General features: G+C 66.9%; 14 protein-coding genes. 6 read left to right on the plus strand and 8 right to left on the minus strand.

Annotated features, from left to right (window positions below; all coding sequences use genetic code 11):
- Positions 1 to 30 precede the first annotated feature (30 nt).
- The gene (locus tag H3005_RS03260; protein ID WP_191077575.1) at positions 31 to 1,395 is read left to right on the plus strand and encodes an NAD-dependent succinate-semialdehyde dehydrogenase; all 1,365 of its coding nucleotides are present in this window, start codon (positions 31 to 33) and stop codon (positions 1,393 to 1,395) included.
- Positions 1,396 to 1,474: 79 nt separating this feature from the next.
- Here the strand turns inward: H3005_RS03260 and H3005_RS03265 are convergent, their stop codons facing one another.
- From H3005_RS03265 to H3005_RS03290, 6 genes are all read right to left on the minus strand, one after another.
- Positions 1,475 to 2,509 (minus strand): magnesium and cobalt transport protein CorA, encoded by a 1,035-nt coding sequence (locus H3005_RS03265; RefSeq protein WP_089239983.1) that lies wholly within the window; start codon positions 2,507 to 2,509, stop codon positions 1,475 to 1,477.
- A gap of 6 nt (positions 2,510 to 2,515) precedes the next feature.
- On the minus strand, positions 2,516 to 3,757 hold the full coding sequence (locus tag H3005_RS03270; RefSeq protein WP_191077576.1) for a DUF4105 domain-containing protein: 1,242 nt from the start codon (positions 3,755 to 3,757) through the stop codon (positions 2,516 to 2,518).
- Positions 3,754 to 4,635 carry a transporter associated domain-containing protein gene (locus H3005_RS03275; RefSeq protein ID WP_191077577.1) on the minus strand — a complete coding sequence of 294 codons (882 nt, stop codon included), beginning with the start codon at positions 4,633 to 4,635 and terminating at the stop codon, positions 3,754 to 3,756. The genes H3005_RS03270 and H3005_RS03275 overlap by 4 nt, the downstream gene beginning before the upstream one ends.
- A gap of 64 nt (positions 4,636 to 4,699) precedes the next feature.
- Positions 4,700 to 5,251, minus strand: coding sequence for a hypothetical protein (locus tag H3005_RS03280; RefSeq protein WP_100554077.1), 552 nt, complete (start codon positions 5,249 to 5,251; stop codon positions 4,700 to 4,702).
- Positions 5,252 to 5,371: 120 nt separating this feature from the next.
- Entirely contained in the window at positions 5,372 to 5,857 is a 486-nt protein-coding gene (gene ybeY, locus H3005_RS03285) for an rRNA maturation RNase YbeY (protein WP_191077578.1), read from the minus strand.
- Positions 5,854 to 6,840: a PhoH family protein gene (locus tag H3005_RS03290; protein WP_100552067.1), complete on the minus strand. Its 987-nt coding sequence runs from the start codon at positions 6,838 to 6,840 to the stop codon at positions 5,854 to 5,856. The genes ybeY and H3005_RS03290 overlap by 4 nt, the downstream gene beginning before the upstream one ends.
- A gap of 364 nt (positions 6,841 to 7,204) precedes the next feature.
- Between H3005_RS03290 and H3005_RS03295 the strand changes: the two genes are divergently transcribed.
- The 3 genes from H3005_RS03295 to H3005_RS03305 are packed head-to-tail and all read left to right on the plus strand — an operon-like array spanning position 7,205 to position 10,214.
- On the plus strand, positions 7,205 to 8,161 hold the full coding sequence (locus tag H3005_RS03295) for an HlyD family efflux transporter periplasmic adaptor subunit (RefSeq protein WP_191077579.1): 957 nt from the start codon (positions 7,205 to 7,207) through the stop codon (positions 8,159 to 8,161).
- 20 nt (positions 8,162 to 8,181) lie between these two features.
- The gene (locus H3005_RS03300; protein ID WP_191077580.1) at positions 8,182 to 9,105 is read left to right on the plus strand and encodes an ABC transporter ATP-binding protein; all 924 of its coding nucleotides are present in this window, start codon (positions 8,182 to 8,184) and stop codon (positions 9,103 to 9,105) included.
- Positions 9,102 to 10,214, plus strand: a complete 1,113-nt coding sequence (locus tag H3005_RS03305; protein ID WP_191077581.1) for an ABC transporter permease — start codon at positions 9,102 to 9,104, stop codon at positions 10,212 to 10,214. The genes H3005_RS03300 and H3005_RS03305 overlap by 4 nt, the downstream gene beginning before the upstream one ends.
- Positions 10,215 to 10,339: 125 nt before the next feature.
- Here H3005_RS03305 and miaB read toward each other — a convergent pair whose 3' ends face one another.
- Positions 10,340 to 11,758, minus strand: a complete 1,419-nt coding sequence (gene miaB, locus H3005_RS03310; protein WP_191077582.1) for a tRNA (N6-isopentenyl adenosine(37)-C2)-methylthiotransferase MiaB — start codon at positions 11,756 to 11,758, stop codon at positions 10,340 to 10,342.
- Between the two features lie 169 nt (positions 11,759 to 11,927).
- Positions 11,928 to 12,548 carry a glutathione S-transferase family protein gene (locus H3005_RS03315; RefSeq protein WP_100552072.1) on the minus strand — a complete coding sequence of 207 codons (621 nt, stop codon included), beginning with the start codon at positions 12,546 to 12,548 and terminating at the stop codon, positions 11,928 to 11,930.
- An 80-nt stretch (positions 12,549 to 12,628) separates the two neighbouring features.
- Between H3005_RS03315 and H3005_RS03320 the strand changes: the two genes are divergently transcribed.
- The gene (locus tag H3005_RS03320) at positions 12,629 to 13,597 is read left to right on the plus strand and encodes a WYL domain-containing protein (protein WP_191077583.1); all 969 of its coding nucleotides are present in this window, start codon (positions 12,629 to 12,631) and stop codon (positions 13,595 to 13,597) included.
- 46 nt (positions 13,598 to 13,643) lie between these two features.
- A complete protein-coding gene (locus H3005_RS03325) occupies positions 13,644 to 14,567 on the plus strand; it encodes a lytic transglycosylase domain-containing protein (protein WP_100552074.1) in 924 nt (307 codons plus the stop codon).
- The last annotated feature ends 133 nt before the right edge of the window (positions 14,568 to 14,700 follow it).

Consider the following 14,700-nt stretch of genomic DNA (forward strand, 5'->3'; position numbering starts at 1 on the left):
AATGGGGGTCTACCTGATGGAGACCCCCCAATGACCGTCGAGATCATCAACCCGGCCACCGGCCAGGTGACCTACCGCCATGAGCTGATGGACGCCGCTGCCATCGAGCGGCGCCTGCAGGCGGCAGCCGATGCATTCCCGCGCTGGGCCGAGCGCTCGCTGCAGGAACGTGGGGCGATCCTCAAGCAGATCGCTGGCCAGCTGCGTGCGCGCCGCGACGACCTGCAGCAGGCCATGACCAGCGAAATGGGCAAGCTGAAGGCCGAAGCCCTGGCCGAGGTGGAAAAGTGCGCGAGCACCTGTGAGTTCTATGCCGACCACGCTGCCGACTACCTGAAGCCGCAACTGATCGATACCGAGGCACAGCGCAGCTACGTGCGCTATGAGCCGATCGGCTGCGTGTTCGCGGTGATGCCGTGGAATTTCCCGATCTGGCAGGTGTTCCGCTTCCTTGCTCCGGCGTTCATGGCCGGCAACGTGGCGCTGCTCAAGCACGCCAGCAACGTGCCGCAGTGCGCCGAACTGATCCTGGCCGTATGCCGCGATGGTGGCCTGCCTGACGGCGTGTTCGACGTGCTGCACATCGACAACGACCAGGCCGCCGAGGTGCTGCGCGATGCACGGGTGAAAGCCGTGACCCTGACCGGCAGCGAGCGGGCAGGGCGCTCGATCGCATCCAACGCTGGCAGCCAGTTGAAGAAGTCGGTGATGGAGCTGGGCGGCAGCGACGCCTTCGTGGTGCTCGATGATGCCGACCTGGACAAGGCGGTGGCCGCCGCGGTGAAGTCGCGCTTCGACAACAGTGGCCAGACCTGCATTGCCGCCAAGCGGTTCATCGTGGTGGACGCGGTGGCCGATGAATTCACCCGGCGCTTCGTCGAGGCCGCAGGCGAGCGCCAGTACGGCGACCCGAACGAGCGCGACACCACGCTGGCGCCGATGGCCCGTGCCGACCTGCGCGACGAACTGCACAAGCAGGTGCAGGCCAGCGTCGCCAAAGGTGCGCGCGTGCTGATCGGCGGCGAACCGATCGCCGGTTCGCATGCGGGCTACCCGGCCAGCGTGCTCGACCAGGTGGGGCCGGGCATGCCGGCCTATGACGAAGAACTGTTCGGGCCGGTCGCCGCCGTGATCCGGGTCAAGGATGAAGCCGAGGCACTGCGTGTGGCCAACGACACCCGCTTCGGCCTCGGCGGCAGCGTGTGGACGCGTGACCCGGTGCGCGGTGAGTCCTTCGCCCAGCGCATGGAATGCGGCGCGGCGTTCGTCAACGCCATCGTCAAGAGCGACGCGCGGTTGCCGTTCGGTGGCAGCAAGGAATCAGGTTTCGGCCGCGAGCTGGCCGACCACGGCATCCATGAGTTCATGAACATCAAGACCATCTACGTGGCTTGATGGATCGTCCAATGCGCCACGACCAACGGTCGTGGCCTACCGGTCTGGTGGGTATCGACCGTTGGTCGATACGCCTTTACTACAACCACTTCACCCGCTTGAACAGCCGGTACAGGCCGACGCAGATGCCACCGACGCCGACGATCATCAGCGGGTAGGCCCACGGCTGGTTCAGTTCCGGCATGTGGCTGAAATTCATGCCATACCAGCTGGTGATCAACGTCGGCGCGGCCAGCAGCGCGGCCCATGCACCCAGTCGCTTCACCGTCTCGCCCTGGGCCAGCGTCACCAGTGACAGGTTCACGCTCAAGGCCGTGCCCAGCATCTCGCGCAGGGTGTCGATCACATCGCTGATGCGTACCGCATGGTCGTGCACGTCGCGGATATACAGCTTCACTTCGTCCGGGAACAGTTCGCCCTGGTAGCGGCGCAGCTGCGCCAGTACATCCTGCAGTGGCGCCACTGCCATCCGCATCTTGTTCAACTCGCGCTTGAGCTCATACAGGCGCACAACGGTGCTGCGCTTGTAGCTGTCGGCGAAGATGTCCTTCTCCAGCAGTTCCAGGGTGTCGCGGAAACGGTTGGTGATGGGCAGGTAGTTGTCCACCACGAAGTCGGCCACGGCGTACAGGCAGTACGACGGCCCCATCTTCAGCAGTTGTGGTTCGCGCTCGACGCGTGCGCGCACCGGCGCGTACGACAGCGAGGCGCCATGGCGCACGGTCACCAGGAACCGTGGGCCGAGGAAGGCATGGGTTTCGCCGTACTGGATGCGCTCGTCGACCATCTGCGCGGTGGTCACCACCACGAACAACGAGTTGCCGTAGGCCTCCACCTTGGGGCGCTGGTGCGCGTTGCGTGCATCCTCGACCGCCAGGTCGTGCAGGCAGAATTCTTCCTGCAGCTTCAGCAGTACGTCTTCGTTCGGGTCGTACAGGCCGACCCAGACGAAACCGTTGTTACTGGCGATGACATCGCTGATGGCATCCAGGCTGATGTCGTGGCGTTTGCCGTCGTCATCGTAGTGGACGCAGTTGATGACGCAGGTGGGATTGGCTGCGGCGGAGGCGGCAGCAGGGGCGGGCAATGAGGCGGGCAATGACATGCCCGCCATCGTGCGTCAGTGCTGCGTTTCCGACAAGTGAGGACGGCGCCCCAGCACCCAGGCCAATGCAGCGTGGACCGGCAGCAGCAGCACGATCCACTGCACGTTGTACTGCGCCTGCAGGCTCAGCCAGTGCAGCACCAGCGCGGCCACGGCCTGCACCGCCACCAGCCACAGCACGATCCTGAACATGCGACCGGGCACGCGCCGCCGCAGCAGGCTGATCGCCCCCGGCAACAACAGCAGGCACAGCGGCGAGAGCAGCAGCAGGTTGCGGTTGGCCCAGGCGGCGTAGTGCGTGCTGAAGCCCCACAGGAACACCAGCAGGCCACCGGCGATCGTGCACAGCAGCCACAGCGGCAAGGCCAAGCCGGCCAGCAGGCGCGGACGGTTGCGCAGCGCCAGCACGCCCGCCGCGATCACCAGGCCACACAGCAGCCACGGCCACCAGCGGCGCGCGAACTCCTTCGGCTCAGGGTCGATGCGGTGCGGCAGCAGTTCCTGCTCGGACTGCACCAGCGGGCGGCCGTCACTATTGCGGGCTTGGCGCAGGGCATCGGCCAGGCGCATCGGCACGAACGCTTCCTGCCAGCGCGACAGCGGCTGGTCGGCAAACGGGCCCAGGCCGATATCGAAGCCCAGCCACATCCACGGGGCCGGGGACGCCAGGCGCACCGACTCGCTGCGATAGGTGTTGCCGCGCGAACGGCCGGACAGCTGCGAGTGCAGCCCGCCCCCCAACGCCTTGTCGAGGGTGTCGCGCACCATCGTCGCGCAGTTGGCGGTGTAGTAATCGTAGTGGTAGCGCGCGTTTTCCGGCTTGGCCCGTTCGGCCAGGTCGGCGGCCAGCGAGCGTGCCTGGTCCGGGGTGATATCCAGCCACTGTACGCTGGCACCGCGGCCGGTCTCGTCGTAGTACGACAGGTCCTGCTGCAGCGGCAGGGCCACCAGGTAATACATCATGTCGCCGCGCACGAAGCGGCCGATGAAATCCTGTTCGGACGGATCGAAGTAGCCGAAGTTGTACGAGATCGCCTCGCCGCTCACCGGGTCCAGCACGACGATGGCATCGTGGCCGAAGCGCTCGAAGAACACGGTGCCCGGCTGCATGGTGACCACGCCGACACGCGGGGCAGGGGCATCGCTGGCCGTCGAAACGGTCGGCGCCGCCGCCTGCGCGAATGCAGCCGGTGCCAGGGTCGTGGCCAGCACGCACAACGCCAGCCACAGAGTCAGGATCAGGCTACGGTGCTTCAAGCGTCGTCCTGCGCGTCCGGTGCCAGCACCGTTACATGGAAAGCCTGGACCCGGCGCGCATCGGCGCGGGCCACACGGAACATGAAGCGGTCCAACGCCAGTTCATCGCCGACTTCCGGCAGATGGCCGACGGCTTCGGTCACCAGGCCGCCGATGGTGTCGTAGTCTTCATCGGAGAAGATGGCACCGAAGCGCTCGTTGAAATCACCGATCGGCGTGAGCGCATCCACCACGTACTGGCCATCGGCCTGGATGGCGATCTGCGCCGAGAAATCCTCGGCCTCGTCGTGCTCGTCGTCGATGTCGCCGACGATCTGCTCCAGCACGTCTTCGATGGTGACCAGGCCGGCGACGCCGCCGTACTCGTCCACCACGATCGCCATGTGGTTGCGCGACAGGCGGAACTCCTTCAACAGCACGTTGAGCTTCTTCGCTTCCGGAATCAGCACCGCCGGGCGCAGCAGTTCACGTACGTTGCCCGGACCATTGTCGGCAACCACGCCGCGCAGCAGGTCCTTGGCCAGCAGCACGCCGAGGATGTCGTCCTTGTTCTCGCCATGCACCGGGAAGCGCGAATGGCCGGACTCGACCACCTGCTTCATCAGCTCCAGGAAGGGCGCCTCCACCGGCAGCGAGACCATCTGCGAACGCGAGATCATCACGTCGCCCACGGTCAGCTCGGCTACCGAAATGGCACCTTCCATCATCTTCAGGGTATCGGCGGCGATCAACCCTTCTTCCTGCGCGGTGTGCAGGACAGCGACCAGCTCGTCGCGGGTGTGGGGTTCGCCGGAAAAAGCGGACGTCAGGCGTTCAAGCCAGCCGCGCTTCTTTTCACTGTGCTCCACGGAGGAGCTACTACTGTCGTCTTCTGACATCTCTGGAAAAAAGGCACCCGGCAGGCCGGGCGATGGCTCCAGTCTAGCAGGATGTGGGGGCCTGTCAGTGACCCTCGCCAGCCGGGGCGGCGGCGGCCGGGCCCTCGCCCTCGGCCGGCAGGTCCAGACTGTAGGTGCAGCCGGCCAGGGTCTTGCCCGGGTGGCTGGCGACGGTGGATACGCTGAGGATGATCGACTCGATCTGTGCCTCGCCGGACTTCGGGTCAGTCACATCGCGGCTGACCAGCTCGCGCCCGGCCATGAACTTGCCGTCCTGGTCGTAGCCGGTCTCCAGGGCCAACTGCGTGGCCAGCGGCCGCGGGTCGGACTGGTCGAGCACGGCCATGATGCTGGCGCCGGCCACGGCCACGCGCTCGGTCTGCTGGCCGAACACGGTGATCGGGCTGGCCAGCCGGTACTCGCTCATGAACTGGTTGCCCTGCGGCAGCGGCTGCAGGCCGTGGGCCACCGCCTTCAGCGGATCGGCCAGCAGGGGTGCCAGCGCGGCATGCTCGGGCACGCCCTGGCGGCACTCGATCAGTGCAGGCAGGTCCAGCGGCGCGGCGGAAGCGGTGGCGGCAAGCAGGAGCGGCAGGAGCAGGAAGGTACGCAGCAGCACAAGCGAGGTTCCGTGGTAGAGCCGAGCCCGTGCTCGGCTGCTTTTGGGTCGGGTCTGCGGGGCGCAGGGCGTACCACGGCCGAGCATGGGCTCGGTCACGCAGCGCCTGGCCAGGTGTCAGCGCTCGCCGGCGTAGGGATCGTCGATGCCGAGCTCGGCCAGGATCTCGCGCTCCAGCTGTTCCATCGCCTCGGCTTCCTTGTCGTCCTCGTGGTCCCAGCCGAGCAGGTGCAGCACGCCGTGCACGGTCAGGTGCGCGTAGTGGGCATTGAGCGCCTTGCTCTGCTCGTCGGCTTCACGGGCCACTACCGGCGCGCAGATCACCAGGTCGCCCAGCAGCGGGAACTTGACGCCCTTGGGCAGGCCCTCCGGCACGTCCGCCGGGAAGCTGAGCACGTTGGTAGCGTAGTCCTTGCCCCGGTAATGCCGGTTCAGGGATTGGCCTTCCTTGCCGTCGACCACGCGGATGGCGAGGTCGGCCTCGCGGATGCGCCCCTTCAGCGCGGCCGCGACCCACTTGCGGAAGCTGACGGCCGAGGGCAGGCCGGCACGCGGCAGGGCATAGCTGACGGCGACATCCAGTCGCACGGGACCACGGGTCATGGAGTCGCTCCAGGTTGGATCTGATGCAGGTCGCGGCGGTCGTAGGCGCTGACGATGCGCGCCACCAGTGGGTGGCGGACCACGTCGCGGGCTTCGAAGAAGGTGAAGCTGACGCCCTCCACATCGCGCAGTACGTCGATGGCATCGCGCAGGCCCGACTTCACATGCTTGGGCAGGTCGGTCTGGGTCAGATCGCCGGTGACCACGGCAGTCGAGCCGAAGCCCAGTCGGGTCAGGAACATCTTCATCTGTTCGATGGTGGTGTTCTGCGCTTCGTCCAGGATCACGAACGCATCGTTGAGCGTGCGGCCGCGCATGTAGGCCAGCGGCGCAATCTCGATGACGTTCTTTTCCAGCAGCTTGAGCACCTTTTCCACACCCAGCATTTCGTACAGGGCGTCGTACAGCGGTCGCAGGTACGGGTCGACCTTCTGGCTCAGGTCGCCGGGCAGGAAGCCCAGCTTCTCGCCGGCTTCGACGGCCGGGCGCACCAGGATCAAGCGCTGCACCCGCGATTCGTTCAGTGCTTCCACCGCACTGGCCACGGCCAGGAACGTCTTGCCGGTACCGGCCGGGCCGATGCCGAAGTTGATGTCGTGGCTGACGATCTGGTGCAGGTAGCGGCTCTGGTTGGAACCTCGCCCGCGCACGGTTCCGCGCTTGACCTTGATTGCCACGTCCTGCGCTTCGTAGGAGCGGTCGGCGATCTGTTCGATGTTCGCCGCGTTCAGGCGCAGGTGGATGCCGTGGCTGTCGAAGGTGGTCTCGGCCGCCTCTTCATACAGCGCCTCGATCAGCTTCTGCGCCTCTGCACTGGCTTCAGTCGGGCCGCTGATACGGAACACGAAGCCGCGGTTGGCGATTTCCACGCCAAGCTTCAGTTCGATCTGGCGAAGGTGGCCGTCGAACGGGCCGCACAGGTTGGCCAGCTGCGCGTTGTCTTCCGGCGACAGGGTGAAGTCTCGATGCTCGATGCTTTTCATTGCTTGGGGTGGGGCGGGGTCGCCGTCCACCGCGATGGAGTCAGGGACGACAAGGGTAACGCGCAAGGCGGCAGGACGACAGTTCTCCACACGGGGTGTGGACCGGCGTCGAAGAAACCTGTGGATAGTCCTTCGCAGCGCTTGTGCCACAAGGAAGATGATGCCGTGGTGAAAATTGTGCCAGTGCCTGCGGGGTTCTCCACATGTGGTGTGGACGGTGTTGCCGCGAACCTGTGGATAGGTGGCAGCGAGCCTTGCGGCAGTGGCGTTGCCGGCGGGTGATCAATTATTGACCAGCCCTGTTCTGGATCATTGCGGGTGCACAGGGAGCATGGCACCGTGGCGCCATCGGAGGAGGTGGCGCATGGCCGTGGGCACGTGGATGCGCAGGATGGGGCTGCTGGGCAGCTGCCTGCTGGCGGGCTGCGGCGAAGCACCGCCGGCGGCACTGGGTACGCTTGAATGGGACCGGATCAGCGTGCCCGCACCGGCGGCGGAAGTGATCAGTGCCGTTGACGTGCGCGAAGGGCAGGCGGTCAAGGCCGGCGCGCTGCTGATGCGCCTGGACCCTGCCCGTGGCGCCGCCCAGTTCGACGCCGCACAGGCCGAAACCGCCCGCGTGCAGGCACAGCTTGAAGAACTTCAGGTGGGCCCGCGTCCGGAGCAGATCGCCCAGGCGCAGGCACAGCTCACCGCGCTGCGCGCGCAGGCGGCTGAAGCCACCGCGTACTACCGCCGGGTGCAGCCGCTGGCCCGTCAGCGCCTGGTCGCTGCCGCCGACCTGGACCGGGCCCGCGCGGCAGCCGACAACGCCGTGGCCAGCGTGCGCGCTGCCGAACAGGCGTGGCTGGAGCTGCAACGCGGCAACCGTCGTGAGGACATTGCCCAGGGCCAGGCCGCCTCGCGGGCAACGCAGGCACAGGAAGTGGTGCAGGCCGTCAACCTGCAGAAGCTGCAGTTGCGCGCGCCGCGCGACGGCGTGGTCGATGCGTTGCCGTACCGGCAGGGCGACCAGGCACCGATCGGAGCGCCGTTGGTGGTGATGCTGGTGGGCGAACGCCCGTATGCGCGCGTGTACCTGCCGCAGCCATTGCGCCTGCGGGTGAAGGTGGGGCAGGGAGCGCAGGTGCAGTTGGATGGCGCGAACACTGTATTGAAGGGACATGTGCGGTCGATCCGCAGCGAGCCTTCCTTTACGCCGTATTACGCGCTGACCGGTGATGACGTCTCGCGGCTGAGCTACCTGGCCGAGATCGAGCTGGACGACAGTGCCGACATGCAAGCGCTGCCCGCCGGGCTGCCGGTACAGGTGCGCTTCTGAATCCTGTCGATGACATCGCCGTGCGTGCGCAGGGCCTGAGCCGCCGTTTCGGCGAGCTGCTGGCGGTGGACAACGTCGATCTGCAGGTGCCGCGCGGGCAGGTATACGGCTTCCTTGGTCCGAACGGCTCGGGCAAGTCGACCACCATCCGCATGCTGTGCGGGCTGCTTGAACCAAGCGCGGGCGAGATCGAAGTGCTGGGCCTGGCGATCCCGGCGCAGGCCGAAGCGCTGCGCCGCCGCATCGGCTATATGACCCAGCGCTTTTCGTTGTACGAAGACCTGTCGGTGCGGGAGAACCTGGAATTCCTGGCTGCCATCCAGGATCTACCACGGGTGCAGGCGCGGCAGCGAGTCGATGCGCTGCTGCAGCAGTACCGTCTGCAGGACCGCCAGGTGCAGTTGGCAGGCACCCTCAGCGGGGGGCAGAAGCAGCGGCTGGCACTGGCCGGTGCGGTGATCCATGCGCCGGAACTGCTGTTCCTCGATGAGCCGACCAGTGCAGTCGATCCTGAGTCGCGGCGCGATTTCTGGGAGGCGCTGTTCGAACTCGCCGATGCCGGCACCACGGTGCTGGTGTCCACCCACTACATGGACGAGGCCGAACGCTGCCACCGGCTGGCGATCCTCGATCGCGGTGCCCTGGTGGCCGATGGCACCCCGGCCGAGCTGTGCGCGCAGCTGCAGGGCCGTACCCTGAAGGTCACCGCCTCGCAGCCCCGGCAGGCCAGCCGCGCGCTGGCGGCGTTGCCGGGTGTGCTCAGCGTGGCCCAGATCGGCACCGAACTGCGCGTGCTGTGCAGCGAGGGTGCGGCCGATACCACCGTGTTGGCGCAGGCACTTGCCGCCGCCGATCCGCAGGCCAGCATCGAACCGGTGGCGCCCAACCTGGAAGACGTATTCGTTGCCGCCACCCGTGGCCGTGGTCGGGAGCCGGCCGCATGAGCGTGCGACGGCTATGGGCGATCATGCTCAAGGAGCTGCGGCAACTGCGCCGTGACCGCATCACCCTGGCGATGATCATCGGCATCCCGGTGATGCAGTTGCTGCTGTTCGGCTATGCGATCAACCTCAACCTGCGGCACCTGGATGCCGGTATCGCCGATCAGGCCAATAGTGCGGCGTCGCGCGCGCTGGTGCAGGACATGGTCGCCACCGGCGTGATCACGCCGCGCGCGCAGGCCTATACGCCCGATCAGCTGATGGAGGCGTTGCGACGGGGCCGGGTCAGCGCGGGCATCGTCATTCCCGCCGATTTCGAACGACGCCGCTACGAAGGCCGCGAAGCGGTGCAGGTGCTGGTCGACGGCAGCGACACGGTGGTGCAGAGTGCGGCGATCCAGCTGGCGCAGGTGCCGCTGGACACGCGCCCGGCCAGCAACACACGGCCGCTGCGCGAAGGCAGCATCGCCAGTGGGCAGGTGAGCGTCATCAGTTTCTACAACCCGCAACGGCGCTCAGCGGTGAACATCGTGCCCGGCCTGATCGGGGTGATCCTGACCATGACCCTGGTGATGTTCACCGCAGTGGCGGTGGTACGCGAACGCGAGCGCGGCAACATGGAACTGCTGATCGCCACGCCGGTATCGCGCAGCGAACTGATGGTCGGCAAGGTGTTGCCCTATGCGGCGATCGGTCTGCTGCAGACCACGCTGGTACTGCTGCTGGGAACCTGGTTGTTCGAGGTTCCGATCCGCGGCAGCCTGGTTGATGTCTACCTGGCCGCGGTGCTGCTGGTGCTGGCCAATCTGGCGCTGGGCCTGTTGATTTCCACGCGCGCGCGGTCGCAGTTCCAGGCCATGCAGATGACCCTGTTCCTGTTCCTACCGTCGATCCTGCTGTCAGGTTTCATGTTTCCGTTCGCCGGCATGCCCAGGCCGGTGCAGTGGCTGGCGGAAGTACTGCCGCTCACCCACTTCCTGCGCCTGGTGCGCGGCATCATGCTGCGCGGGGCCTCGCTGTGGGAGCTGTGGCCGGACGCACTGGCACTGCTGGTGTTCATCGTGGCGATGATGACCCTGGCCATCCTGCGCTTTCGCAAACGCCTGGATTGAGGCATGCCGACCAACGGTCGGCATCCACACAGTAGGTGCCGACCGTTGGTCGGCATCAACTGCGGTGAGTGCCGACCGCTGGCCGGCATCAATTGCGGTGGGTGCCGACCGTTGGTCGGCACACCTTATTCCGCCACCACGCGGCCGCGCAGCGAATTGGTCAGCGCTTCAGTGATCACCACGTCCACGAACTGGCCGATCAGGCGCGGATGCGCCGGGAAGTTCACCGAACGCATGTTCTCGGTCTTGCCGGTCAGTTCATTCGGGCTCTTGCGTGAAAGGCCTTCCACCAGCACGGTCTGTACGCTGCCGACCATCTTTTCGGAGATGCTTGCAGCGTGCGCGTTGATGCGTTCCTGCAGGCGCGACAGGCGAGCGTGTTTTTCCGCATCGCTGATCGTGTCTTCCAGGTCCGCTGCCGGGGTGCCCGGCCGACGCGAATAGATGAAGGAGAAGCTGTGGTCGAAGCCGATGTCCTCGATCAGTTTCATGGTCTTCTCGAAATCCGCATCGGTCTCGCCGGGGAAACCGACGATGAAGTCCGAACTGATCGAGATGTCCGGGCGGACCGCACGCAGCTTGCGGATCTTCGACTTGAATTCCAGTGCGGTGTAACCGCGCTTCATCGCTGATAGCACGCGGTCGCTGCCAGCCTGCACCGGCAGGTGCAGGAAGTTGGCCAGCTGCGGCACATCGCGGAACGCATCGATCAGCGAATCGCTGAACTCCAGCGGGTGCGAGGTGGTGAAGCGGATGCGGCCAACGCCATCGATCTCGGCGATGGTGCGGATCAGCAGGCCGAGGTCGGCGAACTCGCCGTCGCCATACGGCCCGCGGTAGGCGTTGACGTTCTGGCCGAGCAGGTTGATCTCGCGCACGCCCTGCGAAGCAAGCTGTGCCACTTCCACCACCACGTCCTCGAACGGGCGGCTGACTTCGGTACCGCGCGTGTAGGGCACCACGCAGAACGAGCAGTACTTGGAGCAGCCTTCCATGATCGACACGAACGCCGACGCGCCATCGGCACGTGGTTCGGGCATGCGATCGAACTTCTCGATTTCCGGGAAGCTGATGTCCACCTGTGGGCGCTGCTGTTCGCGGCGGGCGCGGATCAGTTCCGGCAGGCGATGCAGCGTCTGCGGGCCGAACACCAGGTCGACGAACGGCGCACGCTTGATGATCGCCTCGCCTTCCTGCGACGCCACGCAACCGCCGACGCCGATGATGACCTCACGGCCCTGGTTCTTCAGGCTCTTCCAGATGCCCAGCTGGCTGAACACCTTCTCCTGCGCCTTTTCGCGGATCGAGCAGGTGTTGACCAGGATGACGTCGGCGTCCTCGGGGCGATCGGTCAGTTCCAGGCCATCACTGGCGGCGAGCACGTCGGCCATCTTGGCCGAGTCGTACTCGTTCATCTGGCAACCGTGGGTCTTGATGTACAGCTTGCCTTTCACCTGGTCGGGCTTGCGCGGACCGGCGGGCAGGGCAACGAGCGGGGTACCGCCCGGCGTGGCGGGCGGAAAGACGTCTGGCGTCCCGGTCATGGCGCTTAATCCATTCGGGTGGCGGGAAAGGGGGCGATTCTACCCGCATCCCGTCGCGCTCGCCCTGCACAACGCCAACGGCGCCGCGCTGCGCGCTCGCGGGGCATGGCCCCGCGCTACCCGTATCCCGCGCCGTTCGGTAGCGCCGGCCCGTGCCCGGCGAGTGCCCTTACGCCGCGATCAGCTCCGCATCGATCTGCCGCGAACGATCAAACGCGGTCAGCGCACTCATCCGTTCGATGTAGGCGGCCGTCGCCGGTGCTGGCTGCACCAGGCCGAACGCACTGGTCCATGCCAGTGCATTGCCCCACAACACGTCTGCCGCACTCATCACCTCGCCCAGCAGGTACGGCCCCTGCGCCAGCTGTGCTTCGATCACCTGCAGCACCGTATCGGCGTCGTTGTAGGGCGACATCGCATGCGGCGGCGGGTCGCGACGCATCGCCCGGTCGATCATCGCCGGCTCGAAGCAGGCGCCGTAGAAGGCCATCCAGCGCAGATAGGGGCCGCGCAGGGCGTCGCCGATCGGCGGTGCCAGCCCGGCTTCCGGGTACAGGTCGGCCAGGTACAGGTAGATCGCCACCTGCTCGGTCACCAGGGCGCCGTTGTGCACGATGGCCGGCACCTTGCCCATCGGATTGATCGCCAGATAGGCCGGGGCCAGGTTGGCGCCAGCCTTCAGGTCCAGCACCTGCATGCGGTAGTCGGCGCCCAGTGCTTCAAGCAGGGCCACCGCGCCGCTCGAGCGTGAACGGGCGGCGTGGTAGAGGGTGATCTGGCGTGACGTCATGGCATTGCTCCTTGCAGGTGGTGGTGAAGTGGGGGCCATCCTGGGGCACAATTGCGGACGACTTCTGTCCGCGATCCGTCATGCGCCATACCGCCCATCGCCTGCTTCGCCTGATCTCGCTGCTGCAGGCCCGCCGCCACTGGTCCGGTGCCGAGCTCGCCGAGCGCATGGGGGTGGATCGGCGCAGCATCCGCCGCGATGTCGAACGCCTGCGCGAGCTGGGATATCCGGTGCAGGCGTCGGCCGGCGTAGGCGGGGGCTACCGGCTGGGCGCGGGGGCACCGGTGCTGCCGATGCTGCTGGACGAGGAAGAGGCCACCACGCTGGCGATTGCCCTGCGTGCGGCCTCGGCCACGGTCTCCGGCATCGACGACACCGCCCGCGGCCTGCTGTCCAAGCTCGACCCGCTGGTGCCGGCGCGTCGCCGCCAGCAGGCCGGCGAAGTGCATGCGGCCACTGCGACCCTGTCCGATCTGCCATCCACCGATGCGCGCCTGCTCGGGCGGCTGGCCCAGCACTGCCGGCAGGCCGCGCGGCTGGCCTTCGAATACCGCAGCGCGCAGGACGCAGTGACGCAACGGGAGGTCGAGGCTCAGCACCTGGTCAACTACGGGCGGCGCTGGTATCTGCTGGCCTGGGATCTGGGGCGGCAGGACTGGCGCACGCTGCGCGTGGACCGGATGGGGGCGGTGCGGCACCTGCCCGAACCCGGCCTGCACCGGCGAACCCCGGCGCCGCCCGATGTGATGGTGCGGCAGGCGGTCAGCCAGGCGCCGTTCGCGCTGCAGGCCATCCTGCGCCTGGCCGGCAGTGAAGCGGAGCTGGCCGGCCGCATTCCGCCCTGGTGCGGCGTGCTCGAGGCTGACGGCGCAGACCATTGTCTGTTGCGGATGGGTGCGGAAAGCCGCGGCATGATGCTGGCGCAGATCCTCAGCCTGGATCGCCTGCCGGTGGCACTGTGGACCACGCCGGCCGAGCTGCGCGAGGAGCTGGCCCAGCGTCTGACCGGGCTCAGCCAGGTACTGGCCGTGCCCGCGGTCACGGTCTGAGCCGTCGCCCTTGGCAAGCCGCAGCGAAGCTGGGACACTCGCGGCCATGAAGGGGAGACTGGGGACAACGGCGATCATCATCGCTGCGCTGACCGCTGCGCCGGCCAGCGCCGGCACCCTGTACAAGTGCCTTGGCGCCGACGGGGTCACCAGCTATGTCAGCAAGCGGGTGGCCGGTGCCCAATGCAGCACCATCAGCTACACCCGCAGCGCAGGCAGGGCGGTGCGTGCCCCTGTCGCCACTTCGGTGCCGGTGCCAGCACCTGCTGCAGTGGTGGCCAGTGCCGAGCGTAATCCGGTCGCGGTTGCCGCCAGCGCTGCCAGTCCCGCTGTCGCACCGACTCCGGTACCCGCGGCAGCGTCCACGCCGGCCGCTCCACGCGGCGGCAAGATGGTCAGCGGACAGGTCTATTCGTACATGCAGGACGGGGTGCGCCACTACACCAGTGCACGCCCGACCCAGGTCGCCAACCTCGGCCCGGTGCGGACCATCCGCTACAGCTTCATGGAGCGCTGCTACGCCTGCGGGGTCAATCCACGCGTCGATTTCGGCAGCGTGCGCCTGAACACCACGGCCTTCCAGAGCGAGATCACCTCGGCTGCACGCGAATTCGGGGTGGAAGAGGCAGTGGTACGCGCGATCATCCACGCCGAATCGGCCTACAACCCGACCGCGCTCAGCCGTGCCGGTGCGCAGGGCCTGATGCAGCTGATGCCGCCCACCGCCGCACGCTTCGGCGTCAGCGATTCCTACGACGCCGGGCAGAACATCCGTGGCGGCGTGCAGTACCTGGCGTGGTTGTTGAAGCGCTTCAAAGGTGATCTGACCCTGGCCGCGGCCGGTTACAACGCTGGCGAAGGCGCGGTCGATCGCCATGGAGGCGTGCCACCCTACAGCGAGACCCAGTATTACGTGCGAAGGGTAGGGCAGCTGGCCGAGCGTTACCGCACCGCCCTGACCCATCAGTAGGTGCCGACCGTTGGTCGGCACACCTTCAAGCGGGTAGGTGCCAACTGTCAGTCGGCACACCTTGAAAAGAGTTGTTGCAATGCGTTGTGTGGCGCGCGACGGTTCCGCTACACTCGACCGAGATTCAATGCGG

The organism is Stenotrophomonas sp. Br8 (genome assembly GCF_014763005.1).
Taxonomy (GTDB): Bacteria; Pseudomonadota; Gammaproteobacteria; order Xanthomonadales; family Xanthomonadaceae; genus Stenotrophomonas; species Stenotrophomonas lactitubi.